The organism is Flavobacterium sp. CAU 1735 (assembly GCF_039888695.1).
Taxonomy (GTDB): domain Bacteria; phylum Bacteroidota; class Bacteroidia; order Flavobacteriales; family Flavobacteriaceae; genus Flavobacterium.
In genome coordinates this window covers 119159-135002 of the sequence record NZ_JBDQQQ010000009.1, presented here as the reverse complement: position 1 = coordinate 135002, position 15844 = coordinate 119159, and the positions used below count along the sequence as shown (strand labels likewise).

The window sequence follows — 15844 nt, the reverse complement described above, 5'->3', positions numbered from 1 at the left end:
CAAAAAATGTTTAAGGATGAGTGCAACAAGACACAATTGGACCAAAGAAGAAATCATTGCCATATACAATAAACCATTAATGGATCTGCTTTATGAAGCAGCCACAATACACCGAACCAACCACGACCAGAACACGGTACAAGTATCGACCCTATTATCGATCAAAACCGGAGGATGTCCGGAAGATTGCGGATACTGTCCTCAGGCTGCGCGCTACCACACCAATGTCGAAGGTAATGACCTGATGTCGGTACAACAGGTAAAAGCACAGGCGTTACGTGCAAAATCAAGCGGCTCCTCCCGTGTTTGTATGGGAGCAGCGTGGCGAAACGTTAAAGACGGACCGGAATTTGATCAGGTATTGGAAATGGTGCGTACCATCAACAAATTGGATATGGAAGTTTGTTGTACATTGGGAATGCTTACGGAAAATCAGGCGCAACGTTTGGCTGAAGCTGGACTTTATGCCTACAACCACAACCTTGATACTTCGGAAGAATACTACAAAGAGGTTATCTCTACACGAGGATACGAAGACCGTTTGCAAACGATCGAAAACGTACGAAAAACCAATGTAACCGTTTGTAGCGGTGGTATTATCGGAATGGGAGAAAGTGTCGAAGACAGAGCCGGAATGCTGGTAGCCTTATCGACTTTAAACCCACAACCGGAATCGGTGCCAATTAACGCATTGGTAGCCGTAGAAGGAACTCCGATGGAAGAAGAAAAACCGGTTGAAATCTGGGAAATGATCCGTATGGTTGCCACAACCCGTATTGTTATGCCGGAAACTCAAGTACGTTTATCTGCCGGAAGAACACAAATGTCCAGAGAAGGTCAGGCGATGTGTTTCTTTGCAGGAGCCAATTCGATTTTTGCAGGAGATAAACTACTAACCACGCCAAACCCGGATGTAAACGAAGACATGAAGATGTTCCAGGAACTTGGTTTAGCACCGCAAAAACCATTTATTAAATTAATGCAACCGGAAACAGTAGAAGCCGAGGATTCCAAATTCCAGGCCTTGGGTGAAAAACCAAAATGGACACGACCAGGACACTCAATCGAACGAAATCTGGAAGCTTCCATCAAAAACAAAAATCAGGAAACCGTTTAAATTTTAATTTAAAATAATTTCACAAAAAGATAAAGCTTTATTAACTTAGCTCCTGTTTGCAAAAAACAAATTAGGAGCTTTTTTTTTTAAAATAATCTCATTGTATTATGCCTTTACATTTAACCGAAATTGAACGCGTAAAAACCATATCAAAAGAAGATTTTTACAAAAACTATGTAAAAAAGCAGAAACCACTAGTCATCGAACAACTGACAACCGACTGGCCCGCCTACGAAAAATGGAAGCTAAACTATATTAAAGACATCGCCGGCGACAAAACAGTACCACTATACGATGACAGGCCCGTATCCCATAAAGACGGATTCAACGAAGCTCATGCGACGATGAAAATGGCCGATTATATCGATCTGCTACAATCCAAACCAACCAACTACCGTATTTTCCTATACAACCTGATGAAAGAAGTGCCATCCCTGCAAAAGGACTTTAAATGGCCTGATATTGGATTACGACTGGTTAAACAACTTCCGATGCTGTTTTTTGGAGGTGAAAATTCAAGAGTATTCATGCACTTTGATATTGATTATTCCAATATTTTACATTTCCATTTCAATGGAAAAAAACAGTGTATCCTTTTCGAACCAAACCAAACGCCTTATTTATACAAAATTCCACATGCTTTGATTTCGAGAGAAGATATCGATTTCGACAATCCGGATTTTGAAAAATGGCCAGCTTTAAAACACGCAAAAGGGCTTATCTGTAACCTAAATCACGGTGAAATGCTCTATATGCCGGAAGGATACTGGCACTATATGAAATACCTCACTCCCGGATTTTCGATGAGTTTACGGGCGTTTCCAAGAAGCATTTCCAATCTGTCAAAAGCCGCTTATAACGTATTCATCATGCGTCATTTCGACAACTTTATGCGAAGACGAAAAGGACAGCAATGGATCGACCATAAAAACGAGCAGGCGATTATTCAGACACATAAAAAACTAGGTATACAATAACATTTCAAAGCACATTAATTGATGCAGCACAAACACCAATACTACTCAATTGATGACGCCATAAAAAAACTGGAATATTATTGTGGTTATCAGGAGCGATGTCATGCGGAAGTAATTCAGAAACTACAGCAAATGCATATGATTCCGCAGGCTATCGACACAATAGTGGTACACCTGATCGAAAATAACTTTCTAAACGAAGAGCGTTTTGCCCGCAGTTTTGCCCGGGGAAAACACCGTATCAAAAAATGGGGAAAGCTCCGGATTGTTAACGAACTTAAATTCCGGGGCATCTCCAAATACAATATCGACAGTGCGCTAAAAGAATTCACTCCCGAAGAATATTTCGAAACTTTCGACACACTGGCCGATGCGACCTGGAATTCCATTAAAGAATCCAATCTCCTTAAAAAGAAAAAAAAGTTTTGTGATTCCCTACTTCGGAAAGGCTATGAATCCAATCTGATTTTCGAAAAATGCAGTGATTTAAGTGCGGAATAATTTATTTCGACAACAACACACTCACGGCATTACCGCCAAACCCTACAGCGTTGATCAATACTTTACGAATGGTTGCCGGTTTTGAAACCGGATTATCCCGAAATGGGATTCCTATAAATTGCTGATGTTGCAACATCAACACTGCCAGCTCTACACTTAATATTCCGGAGGAACCGAAAGTATGCCCGATTTTCCATTTATTAGTGGTTAGCATCGGCATATGATCGCCAAATACTTTTTCGACGGCATTACGTTCCGATACATCTCCTTTTATCGTTCCCGGCGCATGGAGTACAATAGCGTCAACTTCTGTCGGATCGATCCCATTTAAAGCCATTCGCATGGACTTCTGAAAACATTCCGCATCGGCAGATATCGAAACATTGTGCTGCAGCATTTCCGTAGCATAACCAATTCCCTCAATCCAGGCAAGTGCATTTACATTTTCACCGGTTTCCAAACAGGCCATAGCCGCGCCTTCACCAAGAACCATCGTATTACTTTTTTTATCGAGATCAAATGCTTTACAAGGATAGGAATCTTCTAAGGTTGAATAGATTTTCATTGCTTTTAATTGCGCCAGCGTAAAAGGCGTTAACGGCGCTTCACTTCCTCCGACAAGGAATTTATCAGCCATTCCGGATTGCAGCCAGGCTACACCATTTAAAAGTGCATGCAACGCCGTCGAACAGGTAATCGAATGTGAAATATCCGGGCCGTCGTTATTCAGGTCATTCGCCACCCACGAAGCGATATTCCCCAATGTAGTTGTAGGCGATGCCAATGTAGCCGTTGATCCGGTTTCTAAAAACTCACGGTGGTACTTTTCAAACAATTGCGTCGCGCCTCTGGACGAACCAATATTGATTCCAAAACGACCGTCATTCCAGCCCGCCTGCGCTACCGCTTTACGAGAGGCCGCAATAGCATACAAAACGGAATCATCCAAATTTTTATATTTTACATCCGAAAACCTCAGGGCTTCTATACTTTGTTTCACATCGGTAGCAAGAGCCGCTACCGGAAATACGGAATCACCCACCGGCAAAAACCGGATATAACTTTCCGGATTCCCGTAGGCTTCCCAAATTGTAGTCGGATTATCACCCAAAGGAGAAACGGATGCCAGGCCTGTTATCGCAATCTTGTTTTTCAACGTAAAAGTATTTGGGTGCAAAATTAAAACATATCCAACGCTTCCCCGACAATCTGGTACACTTTTTCAAGTTCGGCTTCCGAAATAATATACGGCGGCAGTATATATACAATATTCCCAACCGGACGTAATATGATTCCTTTTTCGATAAAGAAACGATACAGGGTATTTCTGAAATCTCCGTAATAACTATCCGATGAATCTCTCTTAAATTCCAGCGCGAAGATCACCCCCAAAACACGAGTAGTTTTTACCCGCGGATGATTTTCGACGCGCGCCTGAAAAGCCAGATGTTGCTGATGAATTCTCGCAATACCTTTCTGGATTTCTGCATCGGAAAGCAACTCCAAACTGGCCAATGCCGCCGCACAACCGGTTGGATTTGCTGTAAAAGTATGCCCGTGGAACAAGGCTTTATTCACATCATCGTCATAAAAGCCATCAAACAACTCTTGTGTAAAGGTCGTTAATGCCATTGGAATCGTACCTCCAGTTAGTGCTTTGGAAAGACACATCATATCCGGTTGTTGTGTCAGATAGTCGCAGGCGAAATTTTTCCCGGTTTTTCCAAATCCGGTCATCACTTCGTCGGCAATGGTAAATACACCGTATGCTTTACAGCTTTGGATTAGCGTATCGAGTTGCTCCGGTTCGTACATCACCATACCGGCCGCACCCTGAACCAAAGGCTCAAAAATAAATCCGGCATATTCGTTGGTTTGCAACAAGGCATGCAACGCTTCGAAACTGACCGCTTCATTACCCGGTGTTGGTACCGGAATTCGCGTTACCTGAATCATCGATCCCTGGAAAGCCTCGGTAAAAAAAGAAATACCGCTGGCCGCCATAGCTGCAAACGTATCGCCATGAAAGGCGTTTTCGAAAGCGATGATTTTGATTCGCTTTTCTCCTTTATTAAAATAATACTGCAAAGCGACTTTTAAAGCAACTTCAACCGCCGTAGATCCATTATCGGAAAAGAAAATCTTTTTCTGATTATCCGGTAATATTGGAATCAATTTTTCTGCCAGTGTCACCGCCGGTTCATGCGTAAACCCGCCAAAAAGTACGTGTTCCAGTGTTGTTAGCTGTTTGTAAATCGCATCGGCAATAACAGGATTGGAATGCCCATACGGATTTACCCACCACGAAGCAATAGCATCGATATATTCCTTTCCGTTTTCATCCCATAATAAAGCTCCTTTTCCTTTCGTTATAGCTATATGCGGATGCGCTGTTTTATGTTGGGTATACGGATGCCACAAATGATTTGCGTCGGCTTTTTGCAGTCTGTTATTTTCCACTGTACACTTCTTTTTTTATATTTCGATTCTGTACCGCAAAGATAAAGCGCACTTTCGGATTACTTTTTGAAAACAAAAAAGTTTAACATTAAACCATTTATCGTTTTATTTGTCTAAAAAAAAGAACCTTATCAGAAAAAATTATGAAAACAACTATTAAATTACTAACTCTTACTGCTTTGATGGCTATCTCCTGTAATAGTAACAGTGATAGTTCCGATACCGGTAGTACTCAAGACACCACTGTTGCAACGGATGCCAAAGCGCAAGCTTTTGAAGAAGATGTGGAAGGAATTAAAGAAGAAGTATTGGCCGGCGACGGTTATTACGCTTCTAAAAACATAGACACGCAGCTACCTCCTTCAAGTTGCCGTGTGATCACTCAGGAGACACTAGCCAACGGAGACAAAAAATTTAAAGTTGATTTTGGAACCGGATGCATCGACAACAATGGAGACAACCGCAGCGGAATCATTTATATTGTAGCGCATAGAAATACGACAACCAACGAAATTACTGCCGCCATCACATTCGACAACTATTACATCAACAGTCATAAAATTGAAGGCACCATTAACGTCAGCAGAGTGGTTGTAAACAGCGTTCCAACCTTTACCCGCGACACAAACATCAATATCATTCAGCCTTCCGGTGGCGGAACGATTCACCGAGAAGGAAGCTTTAACATCGAAAAGATCGGAGGTGTATCCACTCCATTGGTTTTCACAGATGATGTTTTCAGCATTAGAGGTAGCGCGTTAACCACCTTACCAAACGGAACCTTATTACATATGGAAATTACCGAACCGTTAATCCGAAACATCGGTTGTCCGGTTATCGTAAAAGGTAAAAAAACAATCACGAAAAATTCGCAAACCTTCACATTGGACTATGGTAACGGAAGTTGCGATGATATTGCAACCCTTACCCTTCCTGGTGGAACTGTAGTAACAATATACCTATAAAAAAAAGTCGCCTGCAAAGGCAACCTTACAATCAAAACCTGTCGGATTACTAAAACTGACAGGTTTTGTTTTTTATAAACCCAACAATGTTTCAGCAAACAAGTCGGCATATTCCTTAACCACGTTTTTATCGAAATAGGGTTCTTCATCGATTCGTCCCAGGAATTGAATCCCGGTACGATTTAAAATGATGGATTCCGAATCCGGGTTTTCTTTTCCGCTAAAAATAATTCCGGCGACAGCCAACCCTCTTGCTTTTAAAACCTCGATTGTCAATAACGTATGATTGATACTCCCCAGATAATGACGCGACACCACAATCACCTTATAATCCGGCTGGATCAGATCGATAATCGAATCCGTATCGTTTAACGGAACCAATACACCGCCGGCACCTTCAATAACCAGGTGATTTTTCGTTTTCGGTTCTTTGATTTTTTTTAAATCGATGACCACATCGTCGATTTTTGCCGCCACATGCGGACTTGCCGGTGTATTTAAAGCATAAGCATTATCGAAAATCCGGGTTTTGGTATTCGATAACTTTTCTTTTATTTTATGACTATCGGAATAATCCAGATCACCCGCCTGAACCGGCTTCCAGTAATCGGCTTCCAAAGCCTCGGTTATAATAGTTGCGGCTACGGTTTTCCCTACATCGGTCCCGATACCTGTTACAAATAGTTTCATATTTTTTTAAATTTAAACTCACAATTATCGCAGACATAGGTATACTTCACATAAAAAGGAAGCACAACCAAAAAAAGCCCGACAATAAAGGAAAATATAGATTTTACATCATTAAGCACAGAAAACATTTGTACTTTCTCCGATCCACACCTAGGACATACAATTGGTTTCCCGTCGCTCGTTAAAGAATACTTATCAATATCCCCCAAAACCTGTAGCCCTTTTTCGTAGTCTATTTCTTTTACATATAACTTCACTCCTCCAATGGCCTGACTAAACAACGGATCTGCATCAACCGTAAAATTATCCCTTATAAAGACCGTAATTCCTTCTGCTTCCAATCTTCCCTTATAAATATAAGCTTCGGCTGAATAATTAAACACAGCTATTTTTTTCAAGTTCAAGTCACTTTTCATCTTATAACAAGCGATTTAAAAGATGCAACACTTCCGATATTTCTGCTGTTGTATTATAACTATGCAAACAAAAACGCAATCGTTCCTGTCCTTCCGGTACCGTTGGCGCCATAATGGGGCGTACATCAAATCCGGATTGTTCCAATTGGCGGGCAATATTTTTCACTTTTTCATTTCCCGGAATCACGGCCGATTGTATGGCCGATTTACTTCGGATAAACAATGGCTTTAATCCCAACAGGTTCTTTTCCCGATTAAAATGAACGATATTTTCTTTTAACCGAATTCGCGCTTCGGCTTCCGTTTCTAAAGCCAAATATCCCGCCTGTATTGTTGCAATCGCATGCGGCGGCAAACCTGTCGTATAAATAAAACTCCGCGCAAAATTGACCAGATATTCCTTGAGTCTTACGTCGCCCAACACCGCAGCTCCATGACAACCTAATCCTTTTCCATAGGTCATAATTCGGGCAAAAACAGCTTCGCGGAGTCCTAACCCATCGATCAATCCTTCTCCTTTTTCGCCAAACACACCTAAAGCATGTGCTTCGTCGACCACAAAAAAACAACCATATCGTTCGGAAAGTACCGCCATTTGTTCCAAATCGGGCGAATCGCCATCCATAGAAAAAACCGTTTCTGTCACGATATAAACGGACCCCTGATCATTTTGAAATCGCTTGATCTGGCGTTCGAGATCTTCCAGATCGTTATGCAGGAATTTATACGACCGTGCATTCGAAAGGCGAATTCCGTCACGGATGGAAGCATGACTTAATTCATCAAACAACACCACATCGTTTCGTTGCGGCACACTACTAAAAAAGCCCAGATTGGCATCGTAGCCCGAATTAAAAATCAAAGCACTTTCCGATTGGTGAAAAGCCGCAATTTTGGTTTCGGTTTCTGCATAAAGATTGTGATTTCCCGATAGCAATCGCGAACCGGTAGCCCCATTATGCGAATTATGCTGTTGCGCCAACAAAGCCGTTGCTTTTTGAAAAAGCGATTCGGATCGGGCAAAACCCAAATAATCGTTCGACGAAAAATCGACGCCATTTTTTTGTTCGGGTAATTGCCGTAACGCATTGGCTACTGTCCGGGATTGTAATTTAGTCGATAGTGATACTGGAAAGCGTTTCATACTGACAAAAGTAAGTATCTTTTTTCGTTCCCAATGTATCACAATTGTATGAAACCCAACACAAAAAGCCCTAATGATTCAAAATTAAAAACAAAAAGCATAATAAATTTTATTATTTTTAGCAACTATTTAACACTTAACCCAAACAAAAATGAAAAAACAATTACAACTAGCGTTTTTGTTACTTTTTTCATTCGCCACAGGCTTTGCCCAAACGCAAAAACTTTGGAAACCGATTGACGAAAGCAGCATCACAACGCAAAAAAAAGTAAACCGAAGTTCCTTTCCCCGGAATTACAATCTGTTCACCCTTGATCTGAGCACTTTAAAAAACAGCTTGTCCAACGCTCCGATACGCGGTCAGTTTGAGGGCAAATCCAATCTAATTATCGAACTTCCCAATGCACAAGGGCAACTGGAACACTTCCGGGTAATGGAAACCCCGATAATGGAACCGGCTTTAGCAGCCAAATATCCAATGATCAAATCGTATGCCGCCCAAGGCGTAGAAGACCCGACAGCTGTAGCCCGTTTTTCGGTTACCCAACTGGGTTTACACAGCATGACGTTATCGAGTGAGGAAAGCACGGTTTTTATTGATCCGTATACCGAAGACCGTCAAAACTATATCGTTTACAACAAAGCTTCGTTGCACCAGCCTTTTTCGGACTTTGCCTGTCTAACCGACGACGGCATCAAACTACCATCGTTAACCGAAGACCGTGTTGGAAATCCTGAAACCGCTTTGAACACCGACGACAAAAAACTGAGAACCTATCGATTGGCACAGTCTTGTACCGCAGAATACGGTAATCTTTTTGCCGGAACCGGAACCGATGCTCAGAAACGAGCCAACATTCAGGCACAAATGGCCATTACCATGACCCGTGTGAACGGTGTTTACGAAAGAGACCTTTCGATTACTATGGTATTTGTTGCGAATAACGACCTGTTGATTTATTTTGGAAGCACTACAGCCGATCCGTGGAGTGGCGAATATAACGTTCGTACCGGTATTACCATTGATGCCGCAATTGGTTTTGCAAACTACGACATCGGACATAACTTCAATACTTCAGGAGGCGGAAATGCCGGCTGTATCGGATGTGTATGCAGCACCAACAGCAATCCGAATGGTGGTTTCCACAAAGGAACCGGAATGACCGGAAGATCCAATCCTACCGGTGATGCCTTCGACATCGATTATGTAGCACACGAAATGGGACATCAGTTTGGCGGTTACCATACGCAGAGTAGCTCTAACTGTCGTTCCGGAAGCGGATTAACCGAAGTAGAACCCGGTTCAGGATCGTCTATCATGGGATATGCCGGGATTTGCCCTGCCAATGTACAGAACAATAGTGACGATTATTTTACCTATGTAAATATTCGCGATATTCTGGCCAATGTAAAATCCGGAGTAAGCTCCAGTTGCGCCCAGATCACTGCTATCACCAATAATCCACCAACTGCCGATGCCGGTAGGGATTATGTTATTCCGAAATCGACTGCTTTTATTTTAACCGGAACCGGAACCGATCCGGATGGTGATGCATTAACTTATACCTGGGAACAAAACGACCCGCAAAACCCGAACTCGGCTGCGGCACCTACAGCAACACGTGTAAACGGCCCGATGTTCCGTACCATTCGCGGTACCACATCACCCACCCGTTATATGCCGGCGCTGGCCACGGTTTTAGCCGGTAATACAGCCAATACCTGGGAAGTATGTCCATCGGTAGCCCGAACTTTAAACTTCTCGTTAACCACAAAAGATAATAAAGCCGGTGGCGGACAAACTGCTTCCGATCTGATGAAAGTAACCGTGAGCGGAACAGCCGGACCATTCCTGGTATCGGTTCCAAATACGAATGTTACCTGGCAAGCCGGTACCAACCAGAACGTAACCTGGGATGTAGCCGGAACAACCGCCAATGGTGTTAACGCTCTATTTGTTGACATTTATCTATCGACTAACGGCGGTACTTCATTTGACACTTTATTAGCGAGCAAAGTTCCGAATGACGGTTCGGAAGTGGTAACCATTCCGAATACACCGGGAGCGCAAAACCGAATTATGGTACGCGGTTACGACAATATCTTTTATGATGTTTCCAATGCCAATTTTACCATTTCTGCACCAGCGGCAACATTTGCTTCGGCCTTTAACGGTGTAGCCGGCGAGCAGAATAAATCAATCTGTACCGGATCGAGCATTTCGTATACCATTGATTATAAAGCACACAACGGTTTTTCCGGAGCCACGACTTTTAGTGCTACCGGAAATCCGGCCGGAACCACTGTTACTTTTTCACCAACAAGTATCAGCGCAAACGGTACGGTTACCATGACGGTAAGCAATACCAATGCCGCTACACCTGGTTTATACACGTTAAATGTTACAGCAACCTCCGGTTCGACGACCAAAAACGCGAATTACTATCTGGATTTACTAAACTCCAACTTCGGAACCATGTCGTTAACCACACCGGCGGATCTTGCCGTAGGTCAGAACACAAGCGTAACCCTAAGCTGGGCAGCAAACAGCAATGCCAACGCTTATGATGTACAGGTAGCCACCGATAATGCCTTTACCAATATTATCAGTTCCGGTTCCTCAGCGACAAATAGTTATACGGTTTCCGGATTATCACAGGCGACCAACTACTTCTGGCGCGTTCAACCTAAGAATGCAGCTTGTATCGGAACCTACAGTAATTCTTTTAAATTTACAACCGGACAGATCAGTTGTGCTTCCAGCGCTTCTGCTAACGTACCTATCACGATCTCCGCATCCGGAACACCGACGATCAACTCGACGTTAAATATTCCATCAGGAGGCGTTATTTCAAGCGTAGCCATCACTATGAATGTCACCCATACATGGATTAACGATATTACTGCTTTTTTAATCAGTCCATCCGGAACACAGGTACAATTATTCGCGCAACCTTGTACCAGCGATGACATCCAGAATATTGTTGCTACGTTCTCCGACAGTGGTACTCCTGTAATTTGCGGTACGAATCCGGGTATTTCCGGAACGGTTTTACCAACTCAGCCATTATCGGCGTTTAACGGCCAGAATTCGACTGGAAACTGGACGTTACGAATTTCAGATGCCTACAATCAGGATGGTGGTGTTTTAAACAGCTGGAGTTTGAATATTTGTACCGTTAGTGCTGCTTTAGGACTAACCGAAACCAAGCTAAACAATTTTATGATCTACCCGAACCCGAACAACGGTTCGTTCCATGTTCAGTTCACACCGGACGCTGCGAATACAACCGAGATCACGGTTTTCGACATTAGCGGACGTCGTATTTACAATCGCAATTTCCAAACGACGACTATTTTCAACGAGTCAATTCAGTTAGAAAATACGCAATCGGGCATTTATCTGGTAACCGTTAAAAACGGCGATCGCCAGGAAACACAGAAAATTGTAATCCGATAACACAATAACACCTGACAGGTGTATAAACCTTACAAAACAGAAAAGCCCACGCTAATACGTGGGCTTTTTTTAACAAACCGATTCCGTTGGAAAACAGAAAACACACAATCGGGTATTTATCTGGTTACCGTTAAAAATGGTGATCATCAAAAAATCTGATGCTATAACACCTGACAGGTTTCAAAAACCTGTCAGGTGTACATATAACCTATACAAAAACAGAAAAGCCCCCGCTAATGCGAGGGCTTTTCTTTATGGGCTATCATTGTATTAGTCAGCTAAAACAATAATTTTATTGTCATTCATTTCTACTGTTCCGGAATTAATCGGCAACCAGTAGGTTTGCTCGTTAACTTTGTTGAATTTGGATGCAAATTCTTTTGCGATCTTCACTCCAGGGCCAACGATTTTCACATTTCCTTGACCTAATAAAGAAACGATTGGCGCGTGGTTATTCAACATCTGAAACTCACCATTTACACCCGGAACGGCTACCGAAGTAACTTCTCCTTTGAATAAAGTGGCTTCCGGTGAAACTATTTCTACAATCATATTTTCTATTAATTGATATTACGCAATTGAGCTTTTCAATTGAACGAATTATGCTTCTGCCAACATTTTTTGTCCGGCTTCGATAGCATCTTCGATAGTACCTTTCAAGTTGAATGCAGCTTCCGGCAGGTGATCTAATTCACCATCAATAATCATGTTGAAACCTTTGATTGTATCTTTAATATCTACCAATACTCCAGGGATACCTGTAAACTGTTCTGCCACGTGGAAAGGTTGTGATAAGAAACGTTGTACACGACGTGCTCTTGATACAGCTAATTTATCTTCTTCAGACAACTCTTCCATACCTAAGATCGCGATGATATCCTGTAATTGTTTGTATTTTTGTAAGATCTCTTTTACTCTTTGAGCACAGTTATAGTGATCATCACCTAAGATTTGTGGTGTAAGGATACGAGAAGTAGAATCCAATGGATCTACTGCAGGATAGATACCTAACTCAGCAATCTTACGAGACAATACAGTAGTTGCATCTAAGTGGGCAAAGGTTGTAGCCGGTGCCGGATCCGTTAAGTCATCCGCAGGTACGTAAACCGCCTGTACTGATGTAATGGAACCATTTTTAGTAGATGTAATACGCTCCTGCATCGCACCCATTTCAGTAGCCAATGTTGGTTGGTAACCTACCGCAGATGGCATACGACCTAAAAGTGCAGACACCTCAGAACCAGCCTGTGTAAAACGGAAGATATTATCTACGAAGAATAATACGTCTTTCCCTTGACCTTCACCAGCTCCATCACGGAAATACTCAGCGATAGAAAGACCTGATAAAGCTACACGTGCACGTGCTCCTGGTGGCTCGTTCATCTGTCCGAATACGAAAGTCGCTTTAGACTCTCTCATACCCGGTTTGTCAACTTTGGATAAATCCCATCCTCCATTTTCCATAGAGTGCATGAAATCGTCACCATATTTAATAATTCCTGACTCTAACATCTCACGAAGTAAGTCATTTCCTTCACGTGTTCTTTCACCTACTCCTGCGAATACAGAAAGACCACCGTGACCTTTTGCAATATTGTTAATCAACTCCTGGATCAATACGGTTTTACCAACACCAGCACCACCAAACAAACCAATTTTTCCTCCTTTTGCATAAGGCTCGATCAAATCGATTACTTTGATTCCGGTAAATAAAACTTCTGACGACGTTGATAAATCTTCAAATTTTGGAGCCAGACGGTGGATCGGCAATCCGTTTTCACCCTCTTTTGGTAAATCTCCAAGACCGTCAATAGCGTCTCCGATTACATTAAATAAACGACCATAAATATCTTTTCCAATTGGCATTTGAATCGGAGCTCCAGAAGCAACAACTTCTTGACCTCTGCTTAATCCATCGGTAGAATCCATGGAGATAGTACGAACTGTATCTTCACCGATGTGAGACTGCACTTCAAGTACTAATTTTGAACCATCATTTTTAGTGATTTCTAATGAATCATAAATCTTTGGAAGTTCGGCATTTTGTGTGTTGAATACTACGTCAACCACAGGTCCGATAATCTGTGCAACTTTTCCTATTCCTTTAGACATTGCTTATGTATTTATTAAACAGCTATTTACGTTTCTTGAAAAAACCTCTTTTTTCAGAGCGCAAAGATAGTTTTTTATATGCTAATTACGCAATTTAATTTTTGAATTTTTATAATAAAAAAGCGAATTCCGAAAAATCCGCTTTTATAATTTACTCTACCGTAACTGATTTTGCCAGGTTCCTTGGCTGATCGACATTACAATTACGCAATACCGCAATATGATACGACAGTAACTGTAATGGGATTGTGGCCAATAACGGCGTTAATGCCTCAGCAGTATCCGGAACTTCAATAACGTGATCGGCCAATTCCTTAACCTGCGTATCTCCTTTCGTTACTACTGCGATGATTTTTCCGCTACGCGCTTTGATTTCCTGGATATTACTCACCACTTTATCATAATGATTTTGTTTTGGCGCAATAACCACCACCGGCATCTGCTCATCGATAAGCGCGATAGGCCCATGTTTCATTTCGGCAGCCGGATATCCTTCTGCATGGATATACGATATCTCTTTTAACTTTAACGCACCTTCCAAAGCTACCGGGAAATTATATCCTCTTCCCAGGTACAAACAGTTTGGTGCATCTTTATAGATTTCGGCAATCGTTTTTGCCATATCATTTGTCGTTAAGGCCTCTTCCACTTTTTCAGGAATCAACTCCAACTCCAACAAATAGCGTTGGTAATCGGAATTATTCATCGTTCCTTTTGCTTTTGCCAAACGCAATGCAATTAGTGTCAGAATAGTAATCTGCGTTGTAAATGCTTTTGTAGAAGCTACTCCGATTTCCGGTCCGGCATGCGTATAAGCTCCGGCATGCGTTTCACGGGAAATAGACGACCCAACCACATTACACACTCCGAAAACAAAAGCACCTTTTTCTTTAGCCAGTTTGATTGCCGCCAACGTATCGGCTGTTTCACCGGATTGCGAGATCGCAATTACCACGTCGTTCGGATAGATGATCGGATTGCGGTAACGGAATTCCGAAGCATATTCTACTTCTACCGGGATTCGCGCAAACTCTTCCAATACATATTCCGCCACAAGACCGGCATGCCATGAGGTTCCACAAGCTACAATCAGAATTCTGTTGGCATTCAGGAATTTTTCAATATTATCCTCAACACCTGCCATCTGGATAATTCCTTTATTTGCCAAAAGACGTCCTCTATACGTATCTTTAATTACGCTAGGCTGCTCATAAATCTCTTTCAACATAAAGTGATCATAACCGCCTTTTTCAATCTGCTCCAGATTCATTTGTAATTCCTGGATATACGGATCCACTAATGAATCGTCTTTAATTTTACGAACCTTCATTGGTTTGTCCAGACGAATAATAGCCATTTCCTCATCTTCCAGATAAATTGCATTACTCGTATATTCGATAAAAGGAGAAGCATCGGAAGCGATAAAATATTCATCCTCCCCAATACCAATTGCCAACGGGCTACCCAAACGGGCTACCACAATCTCATTTGGTTTTTTCTTATCAAAAACAGCAATAGCGTAAGCTCCCACCACTTGGTTAAGCGCTTTTTGAACCGCTTTCCCTAATTTCAGGTTTTCCTGTTTTTGCACGTCTTCAATCAGATTTACCAACACTTCCGTATCGGTATCCGATTTAAAAACATATCCTCTTTTAATTAATTCTTTTTTAAGCGGCTCATAATTCTCAATGATTCCGTTGTGAATAATCACAAGATCACCTGAATTAGAAACATGCGGATGCGAGTTTACATCATTCGGTACACCATGGGTTGCCCAACGGGTATGTCCCATTCCGATTGTACCAGTAGTTGTTATTTCTGCCGCTACACGCGCTTCTAAATCCGTAACCTTACCTTTGGTTTTCGACAGTTTCAAATCTTCACCATCCCACAACACCACACCTGCACTGTCATACCCTCTATATTCCAGTCTTTTAAGACCTTTTATAATCACAGGATAAGCTTCTCTGTGACCCACATAACCTACAATACCACACATAAA

General features: G+C 42.1%; 13 protein-coding genes. 5 read left to right on the top strand and 8 right to left on the bottom strand.

What is annotated here, in order from left to right:
- Window positions 1–16 precede the first annotated feature (16 nt).
- The 3 genes from bioB (at window position 17) to AAFN64_RS16770 (ending at window position 2595) form a co-directional block, all read left to right on the top strand.
- The gene (bioB, locus tag AAFN64_RS16780; RefSeq protein ID WP_347761372.1) at window positions 17–1117 is read left to right on the top strand and encodes a biotin synthase BioB; all 1101 of its coding nucleotides are present in this window, start codon (window positions 17–19) and stop codon (window positions 1115–1117) included.
- 107 nt (window positions 1118–1224) lie between these two features.
- Entirely contained in the window at window positions 1225–2094 is an 870-nt protein-coding gene (locus AAFN64_RS16775) for a cupin-like domain-containing protein (RefSeq protein WP_300488535.1), read from the top strand.
- Between the two features lie 21 nt (window positions 2095–2115).
- A complete protein-coding gene (locus AAFN64_RS16770; protein WP_300488538.1) occupies window positions 2116–2595 on the top strand; it encodes a regulatory protein RecX in 480 nt (159 codons plus the stop codon).
- Window position 2596: 1 nt separating this feature from the next.
- On the opposite strand, the gene AAFN64_RS16765 is transcribed toward AAFN64_RS16770, so the two are convergent.
- Together AAFN64_RS16765 and bioA are read right to left on the bottom strand one after the other, a co-directional pair.
- Window positions 2597–3751: a beta-ketoacyl synthase N-terminal-like domain-containing protein gene (locus AAFN64_RS16765; RefSeq protein ID WP_347761371.1), complete on the bottom strand. Its 1155-nt coding sequence runs from the start codon at window positions 3749–3751 to the stop codon at window positions 2597–2599.
- A gap of 23 nt (window positions 3752–3774) precedes the next feature.
- Window positions 3775–5055, bottom strand: coding sequence for an adenosylmethionine--8-amino-7-oxononanoate transaminase (gene bioA / locus AAFN64_RS16760; RefSeq protein WP_347761370.1), 1281 nt, complete (start codon window positions 5053–5055; stop codon window positions 3775–3777).
- Between the two features lie 143 nt (window positions 5056–5198).
- Here bioA and AAFN64_RS16755 point away from each other — a divergent pair, with 143 nt between their 5' ends.
- Complete coding sequence (locus AAFN64_RS16755; RefSeq protein ID WP_347761369.1) at window positions 5199–6020, top strand: hypothetical protein; 822 nt, start codon at window positions 5199–5201, stop codon at window positions 6018–6020.
- A gap of 72 nt (window positions 6021–6092) precedes the next feature.
- Here AAFN64_RS16755 and bioD read toward each other — a convergent pair whose 3' ends face one another.
- Genes bioD through AAFN64_RS16740 form a run of 3 tightly spaced genes read right to left on the bottom strand, consistent with a single transcriptional unit; the run spans window position 6093 to window position 8270 of the window.
- On the bottom strand, window positions 6093–6710 hold the full coding sequence (gene bioD / locus AAFN64_RS16750) for a dethiobiotin synthase (RefSeq protein ID WP_347761368.1): 618 nt from the start codon (window positions 6708–6710) through the stop codon (window positions 6093–6095).
- Window positions 6707–7126, bottom strand: coding sequence for a DUF2007 domain-containing protein (locus AAFN64_RS16745; RefSeq protein ID WP_347761367.1), 420 nt, complete (start codon window positions 7124–7126; stop codon window positions 6707–6709). The genes bioD and AAFN64_RS16745 overlap by 4 nt, the downstream gene beginning before the upstream one ends.
- 1 nt (window position 7127) lies before the next feature.
- Window positions 7128–8270, bottom strand: a complete 1143-nt coding sequence (locus AAFN64_RS16740; protein WP_347761366.1) for an 8-amino-7-oxononanoate synthase — start codon at window positions 8268–8270, stop codon at window positions 7128–7130.
- A 151-nt stretch (window positions 8271–8421) separates the two neighbouring features.
- Here AAFN64_RS16740 and AAFN64_RS16735 point away from each other — a divergent pair, with 151 nt between their 5' ends.
- The gene (locus tag AAFN64_RS16735) at window positions 8422–11730 is read left to right on the top strand and encodes a reprolysin-like metallopeptidase (protein ID WP_347761365.1); all 3309 of its coding nucleotides are present in this window, start codon (window positions 8422–8424) and stop codon (window positions 11728–11730) included.
- 270 nt (window positions 11731–12000) lie between these two features.
- Here AAFN64_RS16735 and AAFN64_RS16730 read toward each other — a convergent pair whose 3' ends face one another.
- The 3 genes from AAFN64_RS16730 to glmS all read right to left on the bottom strand — a co-directional run bounded on the left by AAFN64_RS16730 (window position 12001) and on the right by glmS (window position 15841).
- Window positions 12001–12282 carry a F0F1 ATP synthase subunit epsilon gene (locus AAFN64_RS16730; protein ID WP_136404131.1) on the bottom strand — a complete coding sequence of 94 codons (282 nt, stop codon included), beginning with the start codon at window positions 12280–12282 and terminating at the stop codon, window positions 12001–12003.
- Window positions 12283–12330: 48 nt separating this feature from the next.
- Window positions 12331–13842 carry a F0F1 ATP synthase subunit beta gene (gene atpD / locus AAFN64_RS16725; protein WP_300488566.1) on the bottom strand — a complete coding sequence of 504 codons (1512 nt, stop codon included), beginning with the start codon at window positions 13840–13842 and terminating at the stop codon, window positions 12331–12333.
- A gap of 151 nt (window positions 13843–13993) precedes the next feature.
- Window positions 13994–15841, bottom strand: coding sequence for a glutamine--fructose-6-phosphate transaminase (isomerizing) (gene glmS / locus AAFN64_RS16720; protein ID WP_300488569.1), 1848 nt, complete (start codon window positions 15839–15841; stop codon window positions 13994–13996).
- Between the last annotated feature and the right edge of the window lie 3 nt (window positions 15842–15844).